Below are 25,677 nucleotides of genomic sequence, written 5' to 3' on the forward strand. Positions count from 1 at the left end.
AACCATATATAATACGTCATGACCATCCATAAAGAAGGTTACACCTCTATCGCCCTTTGCATATTGTTCATTTTTGTGTTGAACGCCGGCATACAGTTTTACTTTCCGCAGGCCTATGCATTAAAATGGGTTATTTATATTTTATCTTTCCTGCTGTTTGTTATCATATTACAATTTTTCCGCAGCCCAACGCTACGCATAGCTACTGACGAAACCCAGGTATTATGCCCGGCAGACGGCAAAGTGGTAGTTATTGAAGAAACCGAGGAAACCGAGTTTTTAAAGGACCGGCGGATACAGCTTTCGGTATTCATGTCGCCTATAAACGTACACGTTAACCGTAACCCCATAGCGGGCGTTGTAAAATATTTTAAATACCATCCGGGTAAATACCTGGTGGCCTGGCATCCAAAATCATCAACCGAAAACGAGCGTACTACCATTGTAATTGAGAATCATGCCGGCGTACCGGTATTGTTTCGGCAGATTGCAGGCGCGCTTGCCCGCCGTATTGTATGGTATGTAAAAGAGGGCGACGAAGTTGAACAGGGCCAGCAGTTCGGCTTTATCAAGTTCGGCTCAAGGGTTGATCTGTTTTTACCATTAGGCACAAAGATCAACGTAAGCATTGGCGAAGTAGTAAAAGGCGGCCGCACCGTATTGGCTGAGTTGCCTGCCGTAGTTGAGCCGGTTAGGGCTACCTTGGTTAAGGCAGTATAAGCAAACTTATAAATATAAAAAGAGCGACAGGTTGATGAAACCTTGTCGCTCTTTTTTTGCGGTGAATAATATTAAATGAACAACCCGCCTGATGCCTCAATACGCTGAGCGGTTACCCAACCGGCTGCATCGCTGCACAAAAAGGCCACCACGCCGCCAATATCATCCGGCTGGCCAACACGGCCTAATGATGTTTGTGATACCAGGTAATCTTTAGTTCCGGGGCGCTCAAAGGTCTTTTTGGTAAAGTCCGTTTCAATTGGCCCTGGCGCTACGCTATTGGCGGTGATGCCGCGGCTGCCAAGTTCTTTAGCCAGGTAGCGGGTAAGGTTATCAACAGCCGCTTTCATAGATGAATAAGCTGAGTATCCCGGCGTTACAAATCTTGCCAACCCAGTGGAGAAGTTAACGATGCGGCCACCATCGGCCAGTACCGGCAATAGCTTTTGCGTTAAAAAGTAAACGCCTTTAAAGTGCACATTCATCAGGTTATCAAATGCTTCTTCGGTAGCATCCGGAAACATGGCGTATGATTCGATACCGCCGTTGTTGATCAAAAAGTTGATCTGCTCAGCACCGAACTTGGCCTTAATTGTTTCAAGGAGTTCGGTTTTGAAGGCCTCAAAACTTTTGGTATTGCCGGCATCAAACTGCAAGGTTACCGCGCCAACACCTAATGCTTCTATTTCCGCAGCAACTTGCTCTGCTTCCTCTTTACGGCTATGGTAGGTAAGCACCACGTTATGCCCATCCTGCGCCAGTTTAAGCGCTGTATTACGGCCCAAACCGCGGCTACCGCCGGTTACAAGGGCTATCTTATTCGTTTTTTCCATAATGTTGATAGTTTTTTTATAATTACTAATACAAAAGTGCCCCTTTATGTGTTGTAAATTATGGTGATAGTTTCAGTTTAAATGGTGACTGTTTCAGTTTTTTAACATCTTTGCCCCTTTATTTGGCATTTGCAACATCTATGAAAAAGTTTTTGATCGTAATTCCCGTACTGTTTATGCTCTCGTGCTCACAAGGCGAAAAGCAGGAAAACAGCAAACTCAATCAGCTTGCCGCGCAATATGTAAAACTGGGATTGACCATTGGCCAATACGATGAGGATTTTGTAGATGCTTACTACGGCCCGGATTCGCTGAAACCAAAAACCCCGGCTGGCGAAACCTTCCCTAAGGATAGTTTGCTGGCATCAGTTAATATTTTGATGAACGACCTGAAGGATGTGTCCCGCGGTGCGGTGGTTGATTCAAACCGCATGCGTGCCGACTGGATGTACAACCAACTCATAGCCTTCGGCGAGCGTATCCGCATTTTCTCAGGTGAGTATCTGCCTTTTGATGAAGAGTCAAAACAGTTGTTCGGCGTTAAGGCCCCTACTTATGAAGAAGATTATTTTAAAGCGCAGTTAGACGAACTCGACAGTATTTTGCCCGGCAAAGGCAACGTAAGCAACCGCTTTCAACGCCTGGCTAAAAAATTCATTATTCCAAAAGATAAGGTTGACGCAGTAATGAAAGCCGCTATTGCGGAGGCACGCAAGCGCACTCTCGCCCATTATAAGTTACCCGCCGGTGAAGCGTTTACGCTGGAATATGTGAAGGATAAACCATGGTCGGGTTATAATTGGTACAAGGGCAAGTATCACAGCGATGTACAAATTAATACCGACCTTGATATTTATATTGACCGCGCCATTGATGTAGGCAGCCATGAGAGCTATCCCGGCCACCATGTATATAATATGCTGCTGGAGAAAAATCTGTATAATGATAAAAAGTGGGTGGAGATCTCGTTGTACCCGCTGTTTAGTCCGCAATCGTTAATTGCGGAAGGCAGTGCTAACTACGGTATTGAAGTGGCCTTTCCGGGTAACGATAAGGTGAACTTTACACGCAATGTATTGCTGCCGCTTGCCGGTTTAGATACCGCTGACGTTGATCTTTACTTTAAAGCCCTTGCCATACGCGGCAAGTTGAACTATGCCCGCAATGAAGCCGCACGTGGTATTTTAAGCGATGAAATGAGCGACAGCAAGGCCCAGCAATGGTTGCGCAAATATTGTTTAATGGATGATGAAACGGCCAACAAGTCGGTTAAGTTTATCAAAAAGTACCGCAGCTATGTAATCAATTATAATTACGGGCAGGATCTGGTGAAGGAGCATATAGAACGTAATGGCGGCACCGCTAAAAATCCGGCCAAACGCTGGGAGCTATTCGGGCAGTTACTGAGCCATGAGGTTAACCCTGCTGATCTGGTAAAGAAATAGTTGTCTTTATAATTTATTTACTTACTCAAATTGCCTGCTGCTGCAACTGTTTGCGGTATTGTGATGGGGTAATGTGCTCAAAAAACTTGAACCATTTGGTAAAGTTAGAGGGATCGTAAGTTAGCTTACGTGCGACATCGGCAATAGAAAGTTCAGGGTCAGCCAGCATATTTTTGGCTACATTAACCAGTTTTTGCTCGTAAAAATAACAAGGGTGCAGGCCGGTATGCTGTTTTATTACATTACTTAAATGGGTGGGGTGGATGAACAGCAATGCGGCCAGATCGCGCAGCTCGAACATTTCTTCAACGCGACCCTCAAGCACATCATCAATATGCTTATCTATCTGCTGTAAATAGTTCTGAAAAATTTCTTCCTTACGGTTGAGGTATTTTAGCGGTACAGTAGCCATCGCGTTGGTAAAACACTAAAATAGAAAAACCTTTCTGCAATAAATACAGAAAGGTTTTATATGTTTTTGCCCGGAGGCGATAATTAAACGCGTTTTGATTTGATACGTGCTGCCTTGCCGGTAAGCGCGCGCAGGTAGTATAGTTTAGCACGGCGTACTTTACCGTAGCTGTTAACCTCAATTTTGTCAATGTTTGGTGAGTTGATCGGGAATATACGCTCAACACCTATGCCGTTTGATACTTTACGTACAGTAAAAGTTTCAGATACGCCAACACTGTTACGTTGAATAACAACACCCTGGTAAAGCTGAACACGCTCTTTGTTACCTTCTCTAATTTTATAATGCACAGTAACAGTATCACCTGCTTTAAATACAGGAACTTGCTTTTTTACTACTGATTGCTCTTCTACAAATTTTACTAAATCCATGATTTTTAGCCGTTAAATCCAATTTTTAGCCCGTAAAAATTGGATTGCAAGTATAGGCAATTTTTCTGTTATTAAAAAACAGATTTTAAAAATTTCAACAATTATTGTTTTATCCACAAAAAACAGCCTGTTAGGCTGTTTTTAAGCACTTTAGTTATCGCGGCGGTAACCGGTGTGGGTAATTAAAACACTGGCCCGCTCCTCCTTATGCAGGGGTACATCCCAATTGCCCTGGTAACTTACCTTTACCGGCAGCAGTTCGCCATTAAAATTATTCATTTCAATATTCATCCGCACTTTAAAGCTCACAAACATATTGCTGAAACTCATATCAATAAACCGGCCCATGATCTGGAAGGTACGTGTATCAAAAATAGTAGTCATTTCATTGATCATCACATCGCCGGGGGCGGTACTGGGCTTGCGGATCACCTTAAAGCGGTATACGGGTATGCTATCCAGGTAAGTGCCGCGCGCAAACTGGTAATAATAAAACTGTTTAAGCTCGGGCGAGAATATCTCTGTTTTATCGCTGATAAATGGTATGCCGCTAACTTTGGTACCCGGCCTGAAGATGAGCGTTTTAAGTTTGCCTTTGTACGATGCGTTTTTGCCGCCATCGCTTTTTGAATTATTGCCCGGTGCGGCCAATGGCTTGTTGTAGGTATTGCTGAACAAATAATCAAACATCTCGACCGTATACAACTGGTACTTGCCGTTCTTTTTATAAACCGTGCCGCTGTCGCTTTTTGCCAGGTATTCAACCTTAGGCTTGCCACCGGCACGGGTGTAATTCATCTTACGGTAGATCATGCCGTTTACCCGGTCCTTTTTATCGTAAGTGTAAATGTTGTTCTCGGCAATGTAGCTGTATTGCCGCATACTTTGAAAGGCTTTGTAAAAACTGGTATCGGTAGTTACGGCATCAATAAAATCCTGCACATTCAGTTTGTGCGAATTGATATTGATCACCGAATCCAGCACGATGGTTTTTATCGTATCCGGATCGTAGCGGGATATTTGCTGGGCGCTGGCATAAGAGGATAAGAAGAATAGAAGAAATACGACTGATCCTTTAAATGCCATAGCGAATTATAATTTATTTGGCTTATTTAGTTTTTTCGTAATATACTTCATCAACAAGCATCCCTACATTATAAGTAGATTGAGATAACACCTTTGAGTTAGATGTAGAAAAGGCAACATTTGAACCACCGTGCCCACCTGTTGCAAGAGATGAAAAATATGCTTTAAATATTTGCACCCCTTTACTAAAATAAAGTATTTCTACAGTGCTATCGCAGTTTAAGCCTGAGTTGTTTTTTGCCTTTGTAATCTGATCTTTGAAAAAAGATAAATGAGTAGCATTAGTAGTTTTATAAATTATTGGCTTCTTCAGTTTGATAAAATGCAACTCTATGCGGTCCGTTTGCCTTATCTTATTAATGAAAGACGCTTTATATTGAGCCTTTGCATCGATGCTCAGAACTAACATTATAAACATCAACGCTCTGATAATCACCACACTTATTAATTACCCAACTGCTTAACTGCCAGGTAGGCCATCAGCCCTGTACTAACTTGCAGCGCGGTTTCGTCAACATCAAAGGTTGGGGTGTGTACTGATGAGGTAATGCCCCGCTCCTCGTTACGGGTGCCTAACCTGTAAAAGCAGCTATTGGCTACTTGTGAGTAGTAGGCAAAATCTTCAGCGGCCATCCATATATCCAGGTCGAGCACGTTCTCTTTACCTAAATAATCCTCGGCATGCGAACGGGCATTATTGGTCAGTTTCTCTTCATTGATCAGGAACGGATAACCTCTCATAATATTGAATTCGCAACTGCCGCCCATGCTTTCAGCAATGCCTTCGGCCATCTTTTTCATGCGCTTGTGGGCTTCCTGCCGCCAGGTTTCATCCATGGTGCGGAAGGTACCCTCCAGGTAAACCTCGTTAGGGATAACATTGGTAGCACCGTTGGCGATAACCTTGCCAAATGACAATACCGACGGGCTCTTTGGATCAGCAAAGCGACTAACCACCTGTTGCAGGGCCGTTAATATATGCGCGGTAATAATTACCGGGTCAACATTTTGTTGTGGTTGCGCGCCATGGCCGCCTTTGCCTTTTACCGTAACATACAATTCATCAGTACTGGCCATGTACTTGCCCGCACGAAAGCCTACCTTACCGGCATCAATCAGCGGCATAACATGCTGGCCTAATACCGCATCCGGTTTAGGGTTTTCCAATACGCCCTCCTGTATCATCAGGCTGGCACCACCGGGCAGTTTTTCTTCCGCCGGCTGAAATATCAGTTTAACGGTACCGCCAAACTCGCTTTTAAGTTGCGTAAGTATTTTTGCCGTACCTAATAGTGATGAAGTATGCACATCGTGCCCGCAAGCGTGCATTACGCCCGGGTTTTGCGATTTGTAAGGTACATCATTAGCCTCCACAATAGGCAGCGCATCCATATCGGCACGCAGGGCAATCACCTTGTCTGATGGTTTATCGCCTTTGATCAGGGCTACCAAACCGGTATCAGCCATTTTATGATATTCCAAACCCATCTCCTCCAGCTTTCGTGCTACAAAGGCCGATGTTTGTATCTCGTGAAAAGACAGTTCAGGGTTGGCGTGCAAGTGGCGGCGGTTGCCTACCACATCATCATAAATAGTTTTGGCTAATTCCTGTATTTGCTCCTTAATCATTAGCAGTATCTAATTTAGGGGGATTTATTTTACCGGGGATAACAAACATGGCCGAGAAATAAGGCTTCAGCTCTTCAAGCATTTTCTGTGCCTCGAGCCTGGTCCGGAAATCGCCCGCGTGAACCCTGAAGTTCGGGTCGCGGTAGCTGATATAGGTACGCATATCCGGATGCATATCCTGAAAGCGGTTTTGAGCTTTGTACGCCTCTTTACGGTTTGAGCCGTTGAATATTTGCACACGGTAACCAAAGTTCGAGCTGCGTGCACCACCACCCTTGTTCAGATCAGCCCAGCGGTTGATCAGCGTATCAACACGCGCATCCTTCACCACCTCAACGCGGCCCCGCTGCGCGGATGCGCCAAGGGCTATCAGCATAAAAAAAACACAGCACCCGGCTACTTTGGCAAATACTGCTTTGTATGTGGATGCTGTGTTATTCATTTTTGTTGCTTTCTGTCGGATATATCTCTTACTGCTACCATAGTAATAGCTTACAGATTTCTCCTTGTACCTCGTCGAAATGACAAATTTGTTAAAAACTAAATTCACCATTTCTGTCATTTCGAGCGATAGCGAGAAATCTATCCGCGTTCATAGTAAAGCGGCAGATCTCTCCTCGTACCTCGTCGAGATGACAATGAGGTTTGTTATTTGTTTACGCCAGGCCTATGCCATGGCAATTTTTATATTTTTTACCGCTCCCGCAAGGGCATGGATCGTTGCGGCCAATTTTCTGTTCAACGCGTACCGGGGTTGCTTTTTCCAGTTCGCGGGTATCGTCCATTGGTACGCCGTTACTTTCCTGCACCACTTCCGCCTTTGAGGCTTTTATCTGGCGCATATCCGTTTTAGGCTGCGGCCTTGCTTCACGTATTTCTTCCGGATGTTGCTGTTGCACCGGGATACCACCACGGAAAAGGAAGCTCACCAGCTCCTTATTCACATTGGCCAGCATTTGGCGGAACAGTTCAAAAGCCTCGAACTTGTAAACCAGCAACGGATCCTTTTGCTCATAAACCGCGTTTTGTACAGATTGTTTCAGCTCATCCATTTCGCGCAGGTGCTCTTTCCAGGCATCATCGATCAGGTAAAGCACTACGTTTTTTTCAAACGATTTGATCACCTCGTGGCCTTCGTTCTCTACCGCTTTTTTAAGCGGAACAGCTATCTGAATACCATGAACGCCATCCGTAAACGGCACTACTATATTTTCAACCTGTGCACCGCGGGTTTCATACACATCCTTTAATACAGGATATGCCTGGGCGGCAATAGCATCTGATTTACGTTTGTAGAAATCAGTAACCTCACCAAAGGTTTTATCAACCAGGTTGTTTAATGATATGCTGCCAAACTCATCTTCGCTCAGTTCAACATCAACCGAGAAAATGCGGATCACTTCCAGCTTAAAGCCTTCGTAGTTGTTGGCCTCTTTGTATTCGGTAACAATATCTTCAACCACATCAAAAATGGTGTTGTTAATATCCACATCCAAACGTTCGCCAAACAGGGCGTTTTTGCGTTTTGAGTAAATAACGGTACGCTGTGAGTTCATCACATCATCATACTCCAGCAAACGCTTACGTATACCAAAGTTGTTTTCCTCAACTTTCTTTTGCGCACGCTCTATGGATTTGGAGATCATGGAGTGCTGAATTACCTCGCCCTCTTCAATACCCATGCGTACCATCAGGCTTGATATACGCTCTGAACCGAACAAACGCATCAGGTTATCCTCAAGCGAAACGAAGAACTGTGACGAACCCGGATCGCCCTGACGGCCTGCACGACCGCGCAACTGCCTGTCAACCCGGCGGGATTCATGCCTTTCGGTACCGATGATGGCTAAACCTCCGGCTTCCTTAACACCAGCACCCAGCTTAATATCCGTACCACGGCCTGCCATGTTGGTAGCAATGGTTACGGTACCTGCCTTACCTGCTTCGGCCACAATATCAGCCTCCTTTTGGTGCATTTTGGCGTTGAGTACGTTATGTTTTATTCCGCGCAGTTTAAGCATGCGGCTCAATAATTCAGATATTTCAACAGAGGTTGTACCTACCAGCACCGGGCGACCTGCCTGTGTCAGTTTAACAATCTCATCGGCAACGGCATTGTATTTTTCGCGTACGGTACGGTAAACCAGATCCTGGCGGTCTTCACGGCGTGTTGGCGTGTTGGTTGGTATCTCAACCACATCCAGCTTATAGATCTGCCATAACTCACCGGCTTCGGTAACTGCAGTACCCGTCATACCGCAAAGCTTATGGTACATCCTGAAATAGTTTTGCAGGGTAACCGTAGCAAAGGTTTGGGTAGCATCCTCAACCTTAACATTCTCCTTAGCCTCAATAGCCTGGTGCAAGCCATCCGAATAACGGCGGCCATCCAGCACACGGCCGGTTTGCTCGTCAACTATTTTAACCTTTCCGTCGTCAACAATGTATTCGGTATCTTTTTCAAACAGGGTATAAGCCTTCAACAATTGATTTACCGAGTGTATACGTTCTGATTTGATCGAGAAATCGCGCATCAAGGCATCCTTACGGGCAATTTTTTCTTCCGGATCAAGGTCTGATTTTTCAATGGCTGCTATCTCTGTACCTACATCAGGCATTACAAAGAAATGCGGGTCTTCGCCAGACGCGGTGATCAGTTCAATACCTTTTTCGGCCAGCTCAACCGAGTTGCTTTTTTCGTCGATAACGAAGAAAAGCTCCGAATCCACCTTTGGCATTTCCTTGTTTTGGTCCTGCATGTAATGGCCTTCGGTTTTTTGCAGCACCTGCCTGTTAGCACCTTCACTTAAAAATTTGATCAGGGCTTTATTTTTAGGCAAACCACGGTGTGCGCGTAACAAAGCCAAGCCCCCGTCATCAACGCCGGTTTTACCATCGTTAATCTGCTTTTTAGCCTCATTTAAAATACCGGTAATATAGTTACGCTGCGCGTTAACCAAACGCTCGATACGTGGTTTTAACTCATAAAATTCATGCTCATCGCCACGCGGTATAGGGCCCGAAATAATAAGCGGCGTACGGGCATCATCCACTAATACGGAGTCAACCTCATCTACCATGGCAAAGTGCAGCTTGCGCTGTACCAATTCTTCAGGGCTGCGTGTCATATTGTCACGCAGGTAGTCAAAACCAAACTCGTTATTGGTACCAAAAGTAATATCGGCCAGGTAAGCACGGCGGCGTGCATCCGAGTTTGGCTCGTGCCTGTCAATGCAATCAACAGAAAGGCCATGGAATTCATACAGCGGCCCCATCCACTCCGAGTCACGACGGGCCAGGTAATCATTCACGGTAACAATATGCACACCCTGGCCGGCCAGCGCGTTCAGGTAAGCAGGCAGCGTAGCTACCAATGTTTTACCCTCACCTGTGGCCATCTCGGCAATTTTACCCTGGTGCAATACAATACCGCCAATAAGCTGCACATCATAATGCACCATATTCCAGGTAACCTCGTTGCCGGCGGCTATCCAGGTATTGTGGTGAATGGCCTTATCGCCATGTATAATTACGTTCTTTTTGCGGGATGCCAGGTCGCGGTCAAACTGGGTAGCCGTAACCTCAATGGTTGGGTTGCCTGAAAAGCGGCGCGCAGTTTCTTTAACCACGGCAAATGCTTCCGGCAGTATCTCCATCAGCACTACTTCAAGCTCTTTATCGCGGTCTTTACTCAACTTATCCAGTTGGGTATAAAGCTCAACTTTTTCGCTTACATCTAAATCAGGGTTATTATCTGTCTGCTCCTTAATGGCAGAAATCTGCTCATCAATTCCGGCCAGTTTTTCCTGAATGGTTTGTTTAAATTGTATGGTTTTAGCCCGAAGTTCATCATTGCTCAAGGCGTCAAGCTTGGCAAATTCGGCCTTTACTTTATCAACTATAGGATTAATGCCTTTTACGTCGCGCTCTGATTTGCTCCCAAAAAGCTTACTGAAAAAATCTAACATATATTTTTAAATAGCTATGATTCATAAACTCAACAATTGCGCCACAGCACATTGCAAAGCCATTTTGACAGGCAAATGTAAGATTTTTTAGATTAACCGGGCTTATTGACATCAAAGCTTAAAAAGCCGTTAACACACGCCTTTAAATTTTGTCTCCGGGCTTGTCATCTTCCTCATCATCGCCCTGATCGTCATCGTCCTCAAACCCCTCATCATCAAAGCCTTCAAAAAACTTTTCCTCGTCAAACATCAGTTCTTCCAGCTTTTCCTGTTCGGGGGTGCTGGTATCAAAGCGGATGGCCCAGTTATCCGGGATGTCATAACCTTTGTCAAAGCCGCGTATCCAATCCACAAAAACCAGCCTGAACTCCTCCACCTTATCGCGCATAAGCTGCACATAATCTTCTTCATTAATATCTACCATGGAGGCAAAGGATACGGCATTGAACATATCCTGAACAGCCAGTTTGATCAATACGGCATTCTGCATCCGCAGCGAATACAAACCACCACCTTCGGCACCGGCTATTTTGGCTTGTATCAGGGCGGCATTGCTCAGCATCTGCGTAGCCAGGTGTTCTTTCATATCATCCTCTTTCAGGGCTTCGGCAATAATATCTACCAAATCAAAAATCTCCTGCGCCTTTTGGTACACGGGCAGTTTTTCAAACTTGTGAGGCTTGCGTTCCATAATTATAAAGGTAATGGTATAAGGCTAATAAAAAAACACACCCAATGCCAGGCAGAATAACGGCAATAGCCCGGCCCGTCAATCTGCTTTCAGTATATAACTTATCTATAGGTCAAAATAGTATCTTTGCGGGCATGAACATCCTGATCCTCGGTTCGGGCGGAAGGGAAAGTGCCTTCGCCTGGAAATTGTCGCAAAGCTCAAAATGCGAATCGCTGTTTATTGCTCCCGGCAATGCCGGCACCGGGCAATACGGTACCAACGTTGATATTAAGGCTACCGATTTTGCCGCCATTAAACAATTTGTATTGGACAACAACATCAATATGGTATTGGTAGGCCCTGAGGAGCCGCTGGTAAAAGGCGTTCACGATTTCTTTTTGGCTGATGATGAGATCAAGCACATCCCGGTGATCGGCCCGCAGGCTGAAGGCGCGCAATTAGAGGGCAGCAAGGATTTCTCCAAGCAATTTATGGAGCGCCATAAGGTGCCTACAGCGGCATCGCGCACGTTTACCCGCGAAACTTTACAGGAAGGATTTGAATACCTGCCAACTTTAGGCCTGCCCGTAGTGTTAAAGGCCGACGGACTTGCCGCAGGCAAGGGCGTATTAATTTGCCTTACTTTAGAGGAAGCTCAATTGGAACTTACCGAAATGCTGACCAATGCCAAATTTGGCGCGGCCAGCTCAAAGGTAGTTATCGAGCAGTTTTTGCAGGGCATTGAACTTTCGGTATTCGTGCTCACCGATGGTAACAGCTATAAGGTGCTGCCATCTGCTAAAGATTATAAGCGCATTGGCGAAGGCGATACCGGATTGAACACCGGTGGCATGGGTTCTGTTTCGCCGGTGCCGTTTGCCGATGAGGAGTTTTTGAAAAAGGTTGAGGAGCGCATTATCATCCCAACCGTTGAAGGCTTAAAGCAGGATAACATACCCTATAAAGGCTTTATTTTTATTGGCTTGATGAATTGCGGCGGCGAACCTTATGTAATTGAATACAACTGCCGCATGGGCGACCCTGAAACGGAGAGCGTATTACCACGTATTGAAAGCGACCTTGTTGATCTGCTGGAAGGCGTTGCCGAAGGTACGCTGATCGACAAGCAATTTACCATATCCAACAAAGTAGCGGCTACCATAGTGTGCGTAGCTGGCGGCTACCCGGGCGAGTACCTGAAAGATAAAACCATTACCGGCATCGAGAACATCCGCGGTTCCATTGTTTTCCACGCGGGTACTACACTCGTTGGCGAGGATATACGCACTGCTGGCGGCCGTGTATTGGCGATAACTACCTTACAGGATAACATGTTCGACGCGCTGCAACAAGCCACTGCCGATGCCAGCCGTATATATTACGATGGCGTTTACTTCAGGAAAGATATCGGCTTTGATTTGGTATAAAATTAGCCCTTGACCGTTGATTGGTTTTTGATTTTTTGATGGCGTTGATTTTTATTTAAATAAAACTGTCATTTCGAGCGGTAGCGAGAAATCTGTCGCTTTAATATCGCGCAGGCAGATTTCTCCTCGTACCTCGGTCGAAATGACAGTTTTGTAAATTAGTGTAAAATCTCCCCCCCAAGGGGAGGATTTAGGAGGGGTTTAATACTTTACAAACTTATCCAACTGTTCCTCGGTATACTTTATCGTATCGGTATTAAACAGGTTGCCCCCGGCATCAAACTCCTTACTTATTAACGGAATGTGCAGCTTTAATGGCAACACGTGCAGGTGCATGTAGTTGCAAACGCCGGTAAAGTGGTCAACCCCGCGAATGTTGCCATACTTGCCTGATGATACACCTACCAGCGCGGCCTTTTTTTCGTAAAAACTATCGGGCCAGGCGCAGGCGTCAATAAATACCTTTAATATACCGGGGAAACTGCCATTGTATTCGGGTATGATAAAGATGAATTTCTGGGTGGCGGTCACCATTTCCTGGATGGGCTTAAAGGCCTCGCTGCGCTTACCGTACAGATCAGTAACGATAAGGCTGGGCGGCAATTCCTCCAGTGAGAATACACGGGCCTTCTCCCCTTTTTCTATCAGCCTTTTTTTATAATACCCGGCCAGTTTTAAGGTGGCGCTGCCCTCGCGGTTTGTTGATGATATAATGGTGATCACGGTAATGCTGCTTGTTTTGTAACACCTGTAAACAACTGATGGCTTAACGGTTATATCAGCCTGTTTAAAGCATTAATATGTTAATTTTTGTTTGTAAGTTGGCATTTACTGTGGATTTCGGATAAGTTTTATTGTTTATCTTAGCATCCGGTAAAAAACCATTGCGAAGGTAGAATTTATGTAGCTATTCTTCGTTATTATAAGTCTATTGTAAAGGAAAAATAAAGCATGAGTAAAATAATAGCTTTGGCCAACCAAAAAGGTGGCGTGGGTAAAACCACATCATCCATAAACCTGGCCGCAAGTTTAGCCGTACTTGAATATAAAACCCTGCTGGTTGATGCTGACCCGCAGGCCAACTCTACGTCGGGCATTGGCTTTGACCCGCGTAATATAAAAGCCAGCATCTACGAATGCATTATTAACCAGATCGACCCGCATGATGCCATTCAGAAAACTGAAACGCCCAACCTCGATCTGCTGCCCGCGCATATTGACCTGGTAGGTGCCGAAATAGAAATGATAAACCTTACCGGCCGCGAGTACAAAATGAAACAGGTGCTTGACAGTGTGCGCGATGAGTATGACTTTATTATTATTGATTGCTCACCATCATTAGGCCTTATAACTATAAACGCCCTAACCGCTGCCGACTCGGTAATTGTACCCGTACAGTGCGAATACTTCGCCCTTGAGGGTTTGGGTAAGTTACTGAACACCATCAAGATCGTTCAATCCCGCCTGAATACTACATTAGAGATCGAAGGCATTTTGCTTACCATGTACGATGTAAGGCTGCGCCTGTCAAACCAGGTGGTTGAAGAGGTACGTACCCACTTTGAGGATATGGTTTTTGATACCATTATTCAGCGCAATACCCGCCTGAGCGAAGCACCGAGTTTTGGTGTATCCGTAATTATGCACGATGCCAACTGCAAGGGAGCCATTAACTACCTTAACCTCGCCCGCGAAATAGTAAGCAAAAACGGCCTGGTTAAAAGTAAACTACAGGAAACAACAGAGATCATATAATACATGAGTTCAGAAAAAAGAAAGGCCCTGGGCAGAGGATTAAGTGCGCTGCTGAATGATGACTCCGTTGATGTACTTCCGAATAAAAGAACAACAAACCCATCCTCCGCTACCCAGCCTTCAGAGGCCGGCGGTTTAGGCTCGGTTAATGAAATCAATATTGACCTGATAGAGGTAAATCCCTACCAGCCACGTACCGAGTTTGACAGCGAGGCACTGGCCGAACTGGCTGATTCAATCAAGCTACAGGGGCTTATTCAACCCATAACCATACGCCAGGCGGGGCATAACCGCTACCAGCTTATATCGGGCGAGCGCCGTTTACGTGCTTCCAAAATAGCAGGCCTTACAAGCATACCCGCCTATGTGCGCACCGCTAATGACCAGCAGATGCTGGAGATGGCGCTTATCGAAAACATTCAGCGTGAAAACCTGAATGCTATTGAGGTGGCGTTAAGCTTTCAGCGGATGCTGGATGAGCTTAACCTGAAACAGGAAGAGTTGGGCGGCCGTGTAAGCAAAAACCGCTCTACCGTTACCAACTACCTGCGCTTGTTAAAGCTGCCACCTGCCATACAGGCTTCCTTGCGGGATGAGGAGATATCGATGGGGCATGCTAAAGCGCTGATCAGCGTGGCCGACCCGGTACAGCAACTGTACTTTCACCGGCAAATCATTAACAACGACCTGTCCGTACGCAAAACCGAGGAGATGGTGCGCGAGGCACAGCGCAATACCGTTAAAAAGGAAGGCAAACAACCGGAGCCGTTAAGCTTCCAGGTGCAAAAAATTCAGGACGAGCTGGCCTCCAAATTCAGTACCCGTGTTAAGCTGAAAATGAGCGCACAAGGCAAGGGCAGTATCGAGATACCTTTCCTGTCTGAAGATGACCTGAACCGGATACTCGAAATGCTGGATTGGTAATCCATATAAATTTTGAATTACTAATTTTGCTATATTTAAGCGCGCTTAAACACATTGCATTAAAACAAAATCAGTTTAGATTATAAAGCAAAGGTTGATGGCAACATCAGCCTTTTTTTGTCGTTTAAGTTTTACTTAAATATTTATGACAAATAAAAAACGGGTACTTTTTTACCTGGTTGACGGTGCTCACAGCGAAATAATGCCTGAGCTTATTGCCAATGGCACCCTGCCCAATATTAAACGAATAATTGACGAAGGCACTTACCGCAAGGCCACAAGTTGCTTTCCGTCTACCACTGGGCCGGCATACCTGCCTTTTTTAACGGGACATTACCCCGGCACTATGGGTATTACCGGCATACGCTGGTTTGATAAACAGGAATTTAAACGCACTCGCTGGAACAAAATGGCCATGCGGTCATACTGCGGGCCCGAAGCTGCCTTTTTTAATACGGACATGCCTGCCGATAAGCCTACGCTGTTTGAGCTGATGGGCGAATCGTACAACCTGTACAACATGATAACCCGTAATGTAAAGGATGAGTATGACCTGGGTAAAAAGGGCAAGGGTTTATTATATACCCGCGCGCACTTTTGGAAACGCCACCACCCGGTAGATAACCAAGGTCATCAGCGCGTGATGGAGATGCTGCAATCTGGCAAGGATTTTGACTTTCTGTTCGCGGTGTTTCCGAGCGTTGACTGGGATTCACACTATCACCATGTACGTGATGAACGTACTATCGAGGCATACAAAATAGTTGACAACAGTCTGGGCGAAGCAAGGGCCTTGTTAGAAAAACAAGGTAAATGGGACGATACGTTGTTTATCATGACCTCCGACCATGGCCTTACCCCAACGCATACCCATTTAGATGTGGGCGACTGGTTTACCAACAACGGCCTCAAATCGGTTTACTACCCGGTAATCTGGAAAAGCAACCCAAAATCAGCGGTGATGATATCGGGCAACTCCTTTGGCGCGGTACACCTGCTTAATCATGAGGGTGACCATGTGCTGCGCGAAAAGCAGATATTTGAGCTGATGGGTAAGGAGCGCTTTGATAAACTGCTTAACGAGAACGCTATCGACTTTTCTACCTATCGTGGCGAAGCCGAAAATACGTATTATGTACAAAACCAGGATGGGCGTGCCTTTATAAAAAAAGAAGGCGAAACATACAGCTATCGCCCCGAAACTGCCGACACCCTTAAACTGGGTGGCGATGTTACGGTAACAGGCCACCGCGCGGCGCTGGAAGCTACCTTTGAAGGCGAATACCCTGATGCGTTGTTCCAGATCCATCAACTGTTTCAAAGCCGCCGGGCGGGCGATATTGTATTGAGCGCCAGCCTGGGGCATGACCTGCGCGACTTTTGGGAATACCCGGAGCATGTGGGCTCGCATGGTTCGCTGCACAGGCTGCACATGCACGTGCCGCTAATTTATAATCAAAAGGACTGGGCCACACACCCGGCCCGCACTGCCGACCTGTTCAATACCATTTTGAAATGGAAAGGCATCACACCACAATCATCTCAAGGCGAACCGCTATTTTAAACCATGCAAACTAACCCCACCACACCCACTCCCGCCGAAGAAAATGAACCCGAAAAAGAATCTGTTTTTAACAAAAAGCTGATCATAAAAGGCACACTTTGGTTCGCGCTCATTACCATCATCACCATAGCGGGCATATTTTTTTATAACAACACCGGCGATACGGTAAAGGCGTTGTCGCACATATCGGGCAAATACATTGTGATATGCCTGCTTATGCTGTTTGTTGATTTGATGCTCGGTGGTTGGCGTAACCATATCTACATACAAAAACTGGCTCCAAGTGTATCACAATGGGTAAGTTTCAGGGCCAATGTGGCCAACATGTTTATGGGGGCGGTAACGCCCGCGCATGGCGGTGCCGGGCCCGCGCAAATTTATGTATACACCAGCAACGGCGTTACCTTTATTGATGCCTTTGCGGTAAGCCTTATCAACATGGGCGCTACGCTGATATTTATGCCTGCCGCAGGTTTTATAGCCATTATGCTGATGGATACCAGCTACGTAAGCGGTATAGTACCGGCCATGCTGCAATACGGCTTTATTTTCTTCCTGCTGTTTTTAGTGGCTTTTTTATTAGCCTTTTGGAAACCTGCTTGGATAGGTGCCGCCATTAAACAGATCGCGGTATTGCTCTCCAAGATATTCCCCAAGAAAAAAGAGAATTTATATAAGTGGGCCGAAAAATCGGGCGCTAACATAGCGCGCTATCAGCAAACCTGTAGCGTGATTATCAAGCAAAACCCGTGGTTGTTTCCGTTAAGTATATTGATAACCACTGTGCTTTATTTAAACAAGTACTGTTTGCAGTATGTGATATTATTAGGCCTGGGTATTCATACCAGCCTGATACAGGTTATCTCGATACAGATACTTATCCAGTTCATGATCTACTTTGCGCCAAGCCCCGGCGGCAGTGGGTTTGCCGAGGTAGGTATATCGGTATTGTTCGGTAAAATAGTACCCAAAACAGCTATCCCGATATTTACGCTGCTGCAACGCTCGTTTTTATTATTCATCCCGGCCATGGTGGGCGCTTATGTGGTGATCAGTTTGCTGCGAAAGCAATCGGTAAAGTATTCAACCGCTAAATGATAATTTTAAAGTACCTGTAATAATTAGTCTTTTTTAGTGTTGATAGATAGCGGCCGGTTATTTATTTTTTTCAGATAATGCCGCAGTATTTATAGATTTGACTGATAATGTATAAAACGCTGTTTATCCTTTTATTGCTTACCGGTTTAACGGTAGGTACGCGGGCGCAAAACCCTGATACTGCCGGGGTAGCAAAATCTGCTGATACCAACAAAGTAAAAAAGGGGCCTGCCAAACCCATAGCGTTAAAACCATCAGCCGTTCGCGATAATTTTAAAAACCAGCCCGATAGTTTGCATAGTCCGCATAAGGCGGTTATTCACTCGCTAATATTACCCGGCTGGGGGCAGGTATATAACCATAAATGGTGGAAAGTGCCTATTATTTACGGCGGCCTGGGGCTCATTGGGTCGGCTATCATATTTAATCAGAATTACTACAACCAATTTTTAACCATAGCGCAGTACCGCCGCCGCGGCGAGCAGCCTAATCCCGGTGATAAGTATTATGCCGAATACCAGGCCTTCAGCACCGCGAGTGATACCTTTGTGGAGAACGCCGTAAACAGCTACCGCCGTAACCGCGATTTAGCCATATTAGGTATGCTGGGCGGCTGGGGCATACAAATGATAGATGCTTATATTGATGCCAAGTTCATCCACTCGTACAGTATGGATGATAACCTCTCTTTCAGGGTGCGGCCGGGACTTATAGGGCAGCCTATGTATGCCGGTAACTTTAACACAGCATTTGTTCCGGCTATAAAAGTTACCTTTGCCTTTTAAATGCTAACTTAACGGCAAAAATATCACACTAAAGAATGAAGATTGCGCTATTAGGCTACGGTAAAATGGGTAAGATCATTGAAAAGATCGCTACCGGCCGTAATCACGAGATTGTTTTAAAGATAGATAACGATAACCTGCACGAACTTACGGCAGAGAACCTGCAACAAGCCGATGCCGCCATTGAGTTTACCACACCCGGCTCGGTACTACATAATATTGATACCTGTATTGCAGCGGGCGTACCCATAATAGTAGGCACAACCGGCTGGTACGATCATATAGCCGCTGTAAAACAAAGCTGCCTGCAAGGCAATGGCTCGGTAATGTATGCCTCAAATTTTAGCGTGGGTGTAAACGTGTTTTTTAAGGTGAACCAATTGCTGGCCAAAATCATGAACAACTACCCGTATTATGATGTACAGGTAGAAGAAATACACCACACCCAAAAGCTCGATTCGCCAAGCGGTACGGCCATCACCATTGCCGAAGGGATACTGGATAATGTTGCCAGCAAAAAGGAATGGGCCAATATATTGATCTCTGAAGATCCTGCGGTAGCTAATGACAACCTGAAACCGGAGCAGTTGCTGATCGAATCGCACCGTATTGACAGCGTGCCCGGCACCCATACCGTGATATACGATTCGGAGGTGGATACCATTGAGTTTAAGCACACCGCCCATAACCGCAACGGCTTTGCCCTGGGCGCGGTGTTAGCCGCCGAGTGGCTGCAGCACAAAAAAGGTTTTTATACGGTGCATGACATGTTTAACTTTGATATTTAATCAGCTATAGATAATAATAATGAACTGGAGATTTTGGCGGAAGAAAGACCGCAAAGAGAAAAAAAGTGCCGGCCGCGAGTGGTTTGATGCCATATTATTCGCGGTAATTGCCGCCACGTTGATACGTACCTTTTTTATTGAGGCTTACACCATACCTACCCCATCTATGGAGCGTTCGCTGCTGGTGGGCGACTTTTTGTTTGTAAGCAAGGTAAATTATGGCGCGCGTATGCCCATTACCCCCATCTCATTCCCCTTTGCACACCATACCATGCCGATTTTGGGCACCAAGGCTTATTGGGATGGCATTAAGCTGCCATATTACCGTTTGCCAGGTTTACAAGATGTTAAGCGTGGCGATGTAGTGGTATTTAACTACCCGATGGAGGCCGATTCGCCGTTTTACCGCCCGGTAGATAAGCGCGAGAACTATATTAAACGCTGCCAGGGCGAACCGGGCGATACGCTTGCTCTATTAAACGCGCAGGTGTATATTAATGGTAAAATGGCCCCAAATCCACCGGAAGGACAAACCGATTATACGGTAAGCACAACCAGCGGCGGCGATTATAACCCCGATGTTTATAAGGAATTGCATATTTCTGATTACAACGGCGATGGCCACTTAACCATGACTGCCGATGCCGCCAAAAGGTTGAGTAAATTTTCGGGCATTAAAGCGGTAACGCCTAATATTACACCGCGCGATCTGGACGATCCGTTTCTGCCGGTTTTCCCTAATGATCCGCATTATAAGTGGAACGTGGATAACTATGGCCCCATCATCATACCCAAAAAAGGCTGGACCGTTAAGCTGGATAGCTTAACCATACCTATTTACAAACGGGCCATCCAGGTTTATGAGGGTAATCAGGTACAGATCAACGGCAACGAGATCACCATTAACGGCAAAAAAGCCGATAGCTATACTTTTAAAATGAACTACTACTGGATGATGGGCGATAACCGACATGATTCTGCCGACTCGCGTTACTGGGGCTTTGTACCAGAGGATCACATTGTGGGCAAGGCCCTGTTCATCTGGATGAGTTGGGATAGCAATGAGTCGTTCTTCAGCAAAATACGCTGGAGCCGCCTGTTCAGAGGCATTAAATAAACACGACATAGTGAACAACAAAAACGGCTTGCAATTCAGAATTGCAAGCCGTTTTTGTTTTGGATAAAATCCTGTAATTATCTCCAGGCTTTATATAGATTGATCAAACCATTGGTTGAAGCATCGTGTGTGGTAACCTCGTCTTCGGTACGCAACTCAGGTAATATTTTACCGGCAAGCTGCTTGCCCAGTTCAACGCCCCATTGGTCAAAGCTGTAAATATTCCAGATGATGCCTTGTACAAATATTTTATGCTCGTACATGGCTATCAGCGCGCCTAAGGTATGTGGCGTGATCTTTTTAACCAGTATGGAGTTAGTAGGGCGGTTGCCTTCAAACACCTTGAAAGGTGCCAATACTTTTATCTCTTCCTCGCTTTTGCCTTGTGCCTTTAGTTCGGCTACTACTTCTTCTTCCGTTTTGCCATTCATTAAGGCTTCGGTTTGCGCGAAGAAGTTTGATAACAATAAAGTATGATGCTCGCCAACCGGGTTATGGGTTTGTGCCGGGGCGATGAAATCGCAAGGAATCAGTTTCGTACCCTGGTGAATCAGTTGATAAAAGGCATGCTGGCCGTTTGTACCCGGCTCGCCCCAGATAACCGGGCCGGTTGAGTAATCAACCGCCTTACCGTTACGGTCAACATACTTGCCGTTGCTTTCCATATCGCCTTGCTGAAAATAGGCGGCAAAGCGGTGCATGTATTGATCATAAGGTAAAATAGCTTCCGTTTCTGATTCAAAAAAGTTATTGTACCAGATGCCTATCAAAGCTAATATCACCGGTATATTCTGTTCAAACTCCGTATTGCGGAAATGGTTATCCATAGCGTGCGCGCCGCCAAGCAACTCCTCAAAGTTATCAAAGCCAATGCTCAGAGCAATTGACAGGCCAATGGCGCTCCATAACGAGTAACGGCCGCCTACCCAATCCCAAAAACCAAACATGTTGGCGGTATCAATACCAAACTTGCCAACCGCTTCGGCGTTAGTTGATAGCGCCGCGAAGTGTTTGGCAACATCAGCCTTAACTGCGCCGCTCTCTAAAAACCAGTTACGTGCGGTATGGGCGTTAGCCATGGTTTCCTGCGTGGTAAAGGTTTTTGAGGCGATCAGGAACAAGGTCGTTTCCGGATCTACTGTTTTCAAAGTTTCGGCAATATGCGTACCGTCAACGTTTGATACAAAGTGCAGGTTCAGGTGGTTCTTGTAGGCTTTTAAAGCCTCGGTAACCATTACCGGCCCCAGGTCTGATCCGCCGATACCGATGTTCACTATATCCGTTATCGGTTTGCCGGTATAGCCTTTCCATTCCCCGCTGATCACCGCGTTGCTAAATTCCTTCATGTGCTGCAATACCGCGTTCACATCGGGCATTACATCTTTACCACCAGCCAAAACCGGGGTATTGCTGCGGTTACGCAGGGCGGTATGTAAAACCTCACGTCCTTCGGTAGCGTTTATTTTTTCACCATTAAACATGGCCTCAATGGCATCCTTAACGCCGCATTCCTTTGCCAGTTGTATCAGCAAGGCAATGGTCTCATCGTCTATCCGGTTTTTAGAGTAATCAAGCAAAATCTCCTCAAATTGGATAGAGAACTTGCTGAAACGCTCAGTATCACCGGCAAAAAGCTCACGGAGGCTTTTAGGGGCGATATCTATATAATGATCAGTAAGATACTTGAACGCGTTGGTTGTAGTAAAATCAGTTGAAGGTAGCATATGATCTAATGTTTTTGACAAATTTAGCTTTTTGAGTTTCTTATAAAAGCATTTTAAGTAAACAGCACGTCACGTTTTTAACAGCATGATGTTAAGCACGCATTTTTAAATCAACATAAAACCCTTTTGGCCTTAGCCACGTTTACAAATTTTTATATTTGCCGTATGACCAAGGAACAGATACAGGATTTAAGGGATAGAACAGCTTCCCTGAGGAGGCATCTTTGACATTGATGCCAAGCTTGAAAAACTGAACGAAGAACAGGAAATTACCATAGGCCCGCACTTTTGGGACGCCCCCAAAGAAGCCGAAAAGGTACTGGCATCCATCAAAACCAAAAAAATATGGACCGATGCTTACCAGCGCGTGGCATCTATAGTTGATGATACACAGGTATTATACGAATTTCAACAGAGTGGGGATGCCACCGAGGCCGAAATGAAGGAGCAGTTTGACGCGGCTGTTTTAGCCATTGAGGAACTGGAATTCAAAAACATGCTCTCGGCCGAGGAAGACCAGTTGAACGCGGTATTGCAGATAACCGCCGGTGCCGGTGGTACCGAAAGCTGCGACTGGGCCAGCATGCTGATGCGTATGTATATTATGTGGGGCGAAAAAAATGGCTACAAGGTTAGCGAGCAGGATTCGCAGGAGGGTGATGTGGCCGGCATAAAAACCGTTACGTTGCAATTTGAGGGCGATTTTGCTTATGGTTACCTTAAAGGCGAGAATGGAGTGCACCGCCTGGTGCGCGTATCGCCGTTTGATGCCAATGCCAAGCGCCATACCTCATTCGCTTCGGTATATGTATACCCGTTGGTGGATGATACCATTGAGATTGAGGTTAACCCTGCCGATATTGAGTTTGAAACCTTCCGCTCGGGCGGTGCAGGCGGGCAAAACGTGAACAAGGTTGAAACTGCCGTACGTTTGTATCACAAACCATCGGGCATTGTTATCAAAAATCAGGAATCGCGCTCGCAGTTGCAGAACAAGGAAAACGCCATCCGGTTGCTGAAGTCACAATTATATGAAATTGAGATGCGCAAGCGTATGGAAACTACCAACGCCATTGAGGGGAATAAGAAGAAGATAGAATGGGGATCGCAGATACGCAACTACGTGTTGCACCCATACAAACTGGTGAAGGACTTACGTACCGACCATGAAACATCAAACGCCCAGGCCGTGCTTGATGGCGACCTTAACGACTTTTTAAAGGCCTACCTGATGGAGTTTGGCGGCGACAAGTAACAGACGATTTAATCGCATCAAATTTGAATATTATAAAGCCCTTAACAATAAATTAAGGGCTTTTTTAGTTTAATAAGCTTTGGCATTTATGAGATGAATTTAAGAATTAATACCTTTTAAATAATAAATGCTTGATATTGTGATTTATACAGTTTAATTTTATCGTCCCTAATTAACTGAGCATGACACGACAACGCTTTAAAAACGTATTACTTGTAGCCCCTGATAGCTGCCCCCGTCGTTTAGCAGCCGAATATGATTATGTAAAGCATATTGCCGAGCCTGCCCGTATCTTCCCGGTGATCTTTGAAATGAAACCCGACCTGATTTTGTTTGATTACGAATATATTAAGGCCGATGTTGAGCGCATAGTGCGCCGCCTGCGCATGAACGCTTTTTATAAAAAAACCAAGATTTGCTGCTATAAGCTAAAACCACATACCGAAACGGATGAACTGTTAAAAGCCATCGGCGTAAATAATTTTATATACCCTGAGGATTTGCTAACGGATACTACCGAAAAGGTAAACATATTTACCGCCATACTGGATGCATCCCTGATGCGGGTTGTGGCTAACGCGGGATAACTTATTTTCCGGCTATCTTCCGGGGAGAGCGCGTTTAAATATTATGGACTAAAAACCCGAACATAAAAAAAGGCCTGCGTAAAAAGCAGGCCTTCATCATATATAAAATAAACTAAAACTATTTCTTTTCCTCAGTACCAAAAAGTTTCGACTTATCTACCTTCTCTACCTCTTCGTTATCCTTCAGTGTTTTTGAGATAGAAGAGTAAGGTGCAGACACTACTTCATCACCGGCTTTAAGGCCTGATAGTACTTGTATGTAGGCATCATCCTGGATGCCGGTTTTAACGGCTACCTGTTTTACTTTACCTGCATTGTAAACAAACACATATTCTTTTACCGGCTCGGTCAGTTGTTTTTTGTCGTCGTCGTCATCGTCCTTTTTAGGGGCGGCATCCTTTTTCTCATCTGCACGGGTAGTAACCGACTGTATGGGCACCGAAAGGCCTTTTACATTATTGGTTTTGATCTCCACAGTTGCAGTAAGCCCCGGACGGAATGGCGATGGCGTGCCTGATTTATCGTTCATTAAAGATTTATATGATTCCGGGTTGATACGAACCTTAACCGTAAAGTTGGTTACCTGATCGGCATTGGTACCCACCACGTTGGCTGAACTGCCGATCTCGATCACTTTACCCTTGAATTTTTTACCTAGAAAGGCATCCACCTCAATGTCCGACTCGTTACCCACGGCTACACGGTTAATATCATTCTCATTCACATCAACATTAACATCCATAGCGTTTACGTCAGATATGGTCATCATATCCGTACCTGCCATTTGGATGGTACCTAACACACGCTCACCCTTTTCAATAGATAGTTTTGATACCACGCCATCTACCGGAGAATATATGGATGTTTTGGCCAGGTTGTCCTGTGCTTCTTTTACCGAAGCCTGAGATTGATCTAACCCGAACTTAGCGCCAATAACACTTTGTTTTGATGCTTCGTACGTGGCTTTGGCGCTTTCATAATTGGCCTTCGCGGTTTCAAACTCAGCCGCGGTAACCACTTTATTATCATAAAGCTCCTTATTACGTTTGTATATGGATGCCTGGTTGTTAAAGTTAGCCTCTGCCTGTTTCAGCATTTGCGCGGAGTTACCTACGGTAGCCTTTTGGGTATTGTATGATGCCACGGCACGTTCGTAACCTGATTGCAAAATATCCGGACGGATACGGCAGAGCAACTGGCCTTTTTTAACCACATCGCCTTCTTTTATCGGCAGGTCAACCACCTCGCCGGATACTTCGGCACTTATTTTTACTTCAACATGCGGCTTTACCTTGCCGCTGGCGGATACAGATTCGGTAATTGTACGTTCAGCCGCCTTTTCGGTAGCCACCTGCGTTTTTTTCGGCCCGCCTAAAATGCCGGTCATTTTGCCGATAACGAGCAGTACGATCAGCACCCCGGCAATAATCAGAATATATTTAGTAGTTTTTCCCAT

General features: G+C 45.5%; 24 protein-coding genes. 12 read left to right on the forward strand and 12 right to left on the reverse strand.

What is annotated here, in order from left to right:
- The first annotated feature begins 18 nt into the window (after window positions 1-18).
- Window positions 19-720, forward strand: coding sequence for a phosphatidylserine decarboxylase family protein (locus AC3WJC_RS16295; RefSeq protein WP_492400175.1), 702 nt, complete (start codon window positions 19-21; stop codon window positions 718-720).
- A gap of 71 nt (window positions 721-791) precedes the next feature.
- Here the strand turns inward: AC3WJC_RS16295 and AC3WJC_RS16300 are convergent, their stop codons facing one another.
- Window positions 792-1,553, reverse strand: coding sequence for an SDR family NAD(P)-dependent oxidoreductase (locus AC3WJC_RS16300; RefSeq protein ID WP_492400176.1), 762 nt, complete (start codon window positions 1,551-1,553; stop codon window positions 792-794).
- Window positions 1,554-1,693: 140 nt separating this feature from the next.
- Between AC3WJC_RS16300 and AC3WJC_RS16305 the strand changes: the two genes are divergently transcribed.
- Entirely contained in the window at window positions 1,694-2,998 is a 1,305-nt protein-coding gene (locus tag AC3WJC_RS16305; RefSeq protein WP_492400177.1) for a hypothetical protein, read from the forward strand.
- Window positions 2,999-3,023: 25 nt separating this feature from the next.
- On the opposite strand, the gene AC3WJC_RS16310 is transcribed toward AC3WJC_RS16305, so the two are convergent.
- The 8 genes from AC3WJC_RS16310 to AC3WJC_RS16345 form a co-directional block, all read right to left on the reverse strand.
- Entirely contained in the window at window positions 3,024-3,410 is a 387-nt protein-coding gene (locus AC3WJC_RS16310) for a helix-turn-helix domain-containing protein (RefSeq protein ID WP_492400178.1), read from the reverse strand.
- Window positions 3,411-3,493: 83 nt separating this feature from the next.
- A complete protein-coding gene (gene rplS, locus AC3WJC_RS16315; RefSeq protein WP_492400179.1) occupies window positions 3,494-3,841 on the reverse strand; it encodes a 50S ribosomal protein L19 in 348 nt (115 codons plus the stop codon).
- 150 nt (window positions 3,842-3,991) lie between these two features.
- Window positions 3,992-4,927: a hypothetical protein gene (locus tag AC3WJC_RS16320; protein ID WP_492400180.1), complete on the reverse strand. Its 936-nt coding sequence runs from the start codon at window positions 4,925-4,927 to the stop codon at window positions 3,992-3,994.
- Window positions 4,928-4,949: 22 nt separating this feature from the next.
- A complete protein-coding gene (locus tag AC3WJC_RS16325) occupies window positions 4,950-5,336 on the reverse strand; it encodes a hypothetical protein (RefSeq protein ID WP_492400181.1) in 387 nt (128 codons plus the stop codon).
- A gap of 35 nt (window positions 5,337-5,371) precedes the next feature.
- Complete coding sequence (locus AC3WJC_RS16330; RefSeq protein WP_492400182.1) at window positions 5,372-6,556, reverse strand: M20 metallopeptidase family protein; 1,185 nt, start codon at window positions 6,554-6,556, stop codon at window positions 5,372-5,374.
- A complete protein-coding gene (locus AC3WJC_RS16335) occupies window positions 6,549-6,998 on the reverse strand; it encodes an SPOR domain-containing protein (RefSeq protein WP_492400183.1) in 450 nt (149 codons plus the stop codon). The genes AC3WJC_RS16330 and AC3WJC_RS16335 overlap by 8 nt, the downstream gene beginning before the upstream one ends.
- Window positions 6,999-7,212: 214 nt before the next feature.
- Window positions 7,213-10,524 carry a preprotein translocase subunit SecA gene (gene secA, locus AC3WJC_RS16340; RefSeq protein WP_492400184.1) on the reverse strand — a complete coding sequence of 1,104 codons (3,312 nt, stop codon included), beginning with the start codon at window positions 10,522-10,524 and terminating at the stop codon, window positions 7,213-7,215.
- 142 nt (window positions 10,525-10,666) lie between these two features.
- Window positions 10,667-11,215 (reverse strand): hypothetical protein, encoded by a 549-nt coding sequence (locus AC3WJC_RS16345; protein WP_492400185.1) that lies wholly within the window; start codon window positions 11,213-11,215, stop codon window positions 10,667-10,669.
- 134 nt (window positions 11,216-11,349) lie between these two features.
- Here AC3WJC_RS16345 and purD point away from each other — a divergent pair, with 134 nt between their 5' ends.
- Complete coding sequence (gene purD / locus AC3WJC_RS16350; protein WP_492400844.1) at window positions 11,350-12,624, forward strand: phosphoribosylamine--glycine ligase; 1,275 nt, start codon at window positions 11,350-11,352, stop codon at window positions 12,622-12,624.
- Between the two features lie 201 nt (window positions 12,625-12,825).
- On the opposite strand, the gene AC3WJC_RS16355 is transcribed toward purD, so the two are convergent.
- Window positions 12,826-13,347, reverse strand: coding sequence for an NADPH-dependent FMN reductase (locus AC3WJC_RS16355; protein WP_492400186.1), 522 nt, complete (start codon window positions 13,345-13,347; stop codon window positions 12,826-12,828).
- Between the two features lie 228 nt (window positions 13,348-13,575).
- On the opposite strand from AC3WJC_RS16355, the gene AC3WJC_RS16360 reads away from it, so the two are divergent.
- The 7 genes from AC3WJC_RS16360 (at window position 13,576) to lepB (ending at window position 20,655) form a co-directional block, all read left to right on the forward strand.
- Entirely contained in the window at window positions 13,576-14,379 is an 804-nt protein-coding gene (locus AC3WJC_RS16360; RefSeq protein WP_492400187.1) for a ParA family protein, read from the forward strand.
- A gap of 3 nt (window positions 14,380-14,382) precedes the next feature.
- On the forward strand, window positions 14,383-15,303 hold the full coding sequence (locus AC3WJC_RS16365) for a ParB/RepB/Spo0J family partition protein (RefSeq protein ID WP_492400188.1): 921 nt from the start codon (window positions 14,383-14,385) through the stop codon (window positions 15,301-15,303).
- 145 nt (window positions 15,304-15,448) lie between these two features.
- On the forward strand, window positions 15,449-16,867 hold the full coding sequence (locus tag AC3WJC_RS16370; protein WP_492400189.1) for an alkaline phosphatase family protein: 1,419 nt from the start codon (window positions 15,449-15,451) through the stop codon (window positions 16,865-16,867).
- A gap of 3 nt (window positions 16,868-16,870) precedes the next feature.
- On the forward strand, window positions 16,871-17,965 hold the full coding sequence (locus tag AC3WJC_RS16375; RefSeq protein ID WP_492400190.1) for a lysylphosphatidylglycerol synthase transmembrane domain-containing protein: 1,095 nt from the start codon (window positions 16,871-16,873) through the stop codon (window positions 17,963-17,965).
- A 107-nt stretch (window positions 17,966-18,072) separates the two neighbouring features.
- The gene (locus AC3WJC_RS16380) at window positions 18,073-18,750 is read left to right on the forward strand and encodes a DUF5683 domain-containing protein (RefSeq protein ID WP_492400191.1); all 678 of its coding nucleotides are present in this window, start codon (window positions 18,073-18,075) and stop codon (window positions 18,748-18,750) included.
- A gap of 35 nt (window positions 18,751-18,785) precedes the next feature.
- Complete coding sequence (gene dapB, locus AC3WJC_RS16385) at window positions 18,786-19,538, forward strand: 4-hydroxy-tetrahydrodipicolinate reductase (protein WP_492400192.1); 753 nt, start codon at window positions 18,786-18,788, stop codon at window positions 19,536-19,538.
- A gap of 19 nt (window positions 19,539-19,557) precedes the next feature.
- A complete protein-coding gene (gene lepB / locus AC3WJC_RS16390; RefSeq protein WP_492400193.1) occupies window positions 19,558-20,655 on the forward strand; it encodes a signal peptidase I in 1,098 nt (365 codons plus the stop codon).
- Between the two features lie 77 nt (window positions 20,656-20,732).
- Here the strand turns inward: lepB and pgi are convergent, their stop codons facing one another.
- Window positions 20,733-22,379, reverse strand: a complete 1,647-nt coding sequence (gene pgi, locus AC3WJC_RS16395) for a glucose-6-phosphate isomerase (protein ID WP_492400194.1) — start codon at window positions 22,377-22,379, stop codon at window positions 20,733-20,735.
- A gap of 165 nt (window positions 22,380-22,544) precedes the next feature.
- On the opposite strand from pgi, the gene prfB reads away from it, so the two are divergent.
- Both prfB and AC3WJC_RS16405 read left to right on the forward strand, forming a co-directional pair.
- A protein-coding gene (gene prfB / locus AC3WJC_RS16400; RefSeq protein ID WP_492400195.1) for a peptide chain release factor 2 occupies window positions 22,545-23,634 on the forward strand; the annotation gives its coding sequence in 2 pieces (ribosomal slippage) (window positions 22,545-22,604 and window positions 22,606-23,634; 1,089 coding nt in all).
- A 182-nt stretch (window positions 23,635-23,816) separates the two neighbouring features.
- The gene (locus tag AC3WJC_RS16405) at window positions 23,817-24,221 is read left to right on the forward strand and encodes a hypothetical protein (RefSeq protein ID WP_492400196.1); all 405 of its coding nucleotides are present in this window, start codon (window positions 23,817-23,819) and stop codon (window positions 24,219-24,221) included.
- Window positions 24,222-24,339: 118 nt separating this feature from the next.
- Here the strand turns inward: AC3WJC_RS16405 and AC3WJC_RS16410 are convergent, their stop codons facing one another.
- Window positions 24,340-25,677: an efflux RND transporter periplasmic adaptor subunit gene (locus tag AC3WJC_RS16410; RefSeq protein WP_492400197.1), complete on the reverse strand. Its 1,338-nt coding sequence runs from the start codon at window positions 25,675-25,677 to the stop codon at window positions 24,340-24,342.

The organism is Mucilaginibacter sp. FW306-07-L (assembly GCF_058782065.1).

Coding starts and splice junctions, on each gene's coding strand:
- AC3WJC_RS16295 (WP_492400175.1), top strand. CDS start 19: ATGACCATCCATAAAGAAGGTTACACCTCTATCGCCCTTTGCATATTG.
- AC3WJC_RS16300 (WP_492400176.1), bottom strand. CDS start 1,553: ATGGAAAAAACGAATAAGATAGCCCTTGTAACCGGCGGTAGCCGCGGT.
- AC3WJC_RS16305 (WP_492400177.1), top strand. CDS start 1,694: ATGAAAAAGTTTTTGATCGTAATTCCCGTACTGTTTATGCTCTCGTGC.
- AC3WJC_RS16310 (WP_492400178.1), bottom strand. CDS start 3,410: ATGGCTACTGTACCGCTAAAATACCTCAACCGTAAGGAAGAAATTTTT.
- rplS (WP_492400179.1), bottom strand. CDS start 3,841: ATGGATTTAGTAAAATTTGTAGAAGAGCAATCAGTAGTAAAAAAGCAA.
- AC3WJC_RS16320 (WP_492400180.1), bottom strand. CDS start 4,927: ATGGCATTTAAAGGATCAGTCGTATTTCTTCTATTCTTCTTATCCTCT.
- AC3WJC_RS16325 (WP_492400181.1), bottom strand. CDS start 5,336: ATGTTAGTTCTGAGCATCGATGCAAAGGCTCAATATAAAGCGTCTTTC.
- AC3WJC_RS16330 (WP_492400182.1), bottom strand. CDS start 6,556: ATGATTAAGGAGCAAATACAGGAATTAGCCAAAACTATTTATGATGAT.
- AC3WJC_RS16335 (WP_492400183.1), bottom strand. CDS start 6,998: ATGAATAACACAGCATCCACATACAAAGCAGTATTTGCCAAAGTAGCC.
- secA (WP_492400184.1), bottom strand. CDS start 10,524: ATGTTAGATTTTTTCAGTAAGCTTTTTGGGAGCAAATCAGAGCGCGAC.
- AC3WJC_RS16345 (WP_492400185.1), bottom strand. CDS start 11,215: ATGGAACGCAAGCCTCACAAGTTTGAAAAACTGCCCGTGTACCAAAAG.
- purD (WP_492400844.1), top strand. CDS start 11,350: ATGAACATCCTGATCCTCGGTTCGGGCGGAAGGGAAAGTGCCTTCGCC.
- AC3WJC_RS16360 (WP_492400187.1), top strand. CDS start 13,576: ATGAGTAAAATAATAGCTTTGGCCAACCAAAAAGGTGGCGTGGGTAAA.
- AC3WJC_RS16365 (WP_492400188.1), top strand. CDS start 14,383: ATGAGTTCAGAAAAAAGAAAGGCCCTGGGCAGAGGATTAAGTGCGCTG.
- AC3WJC_RS16370 (WP_492400189.1), top strand. CDS start 15,449: ATGACAAATAAAAAACGGGTACTTTTTTACCTGGTTGACGGTGCTCAC.
- AC3WJC_RS16375 (WP_492400190.1), top strand. CDS start 16,871: ATGCAAACTAACCCCACCACACCCACTCCCGCCGAAGAAAATGAACCC.
- AC3WJC_RS16380 (WP_492400191.1), top strand. CDS start 18,073: ATGTATAAAACGCTGTTTATCCTTTTATTGCTTACCGGTTTAACGGTA.
- dapB (WP_492400192.1), top strand. CDS start 18,786: ATGAAGATTGCGCTATTAGGCTACGGTAAAATGGGTAAGATCATTGAA.
- lepB (WP_492400193.1), top strand. CDS start 19,558: ATGAACTGGAGATTTTGGCGGAAGAAAGACCGCAAAGAGAAAAAAAGT.
- pgi (WP_492400194.1), bottom strand. CDS start 22,379: ATGCTACCTTCAACTGATTTTACTACAACCAACGCGTTCAAGTATCTT.
- AC3WJC_RS16405 (WP_492400196.1), top strand. CDS start 23,817: ATGACACGACAACGCTTTAAAAACGTATTACTTGTAGCCCCTGATAGC.
- AC3WJC_RS16410 (WP_492400197.1), bottom strand. CDS start 25,677: ATGGGAAAAACTACTAAATATATTCTGATTATTGCCGGGGTGCTGATC.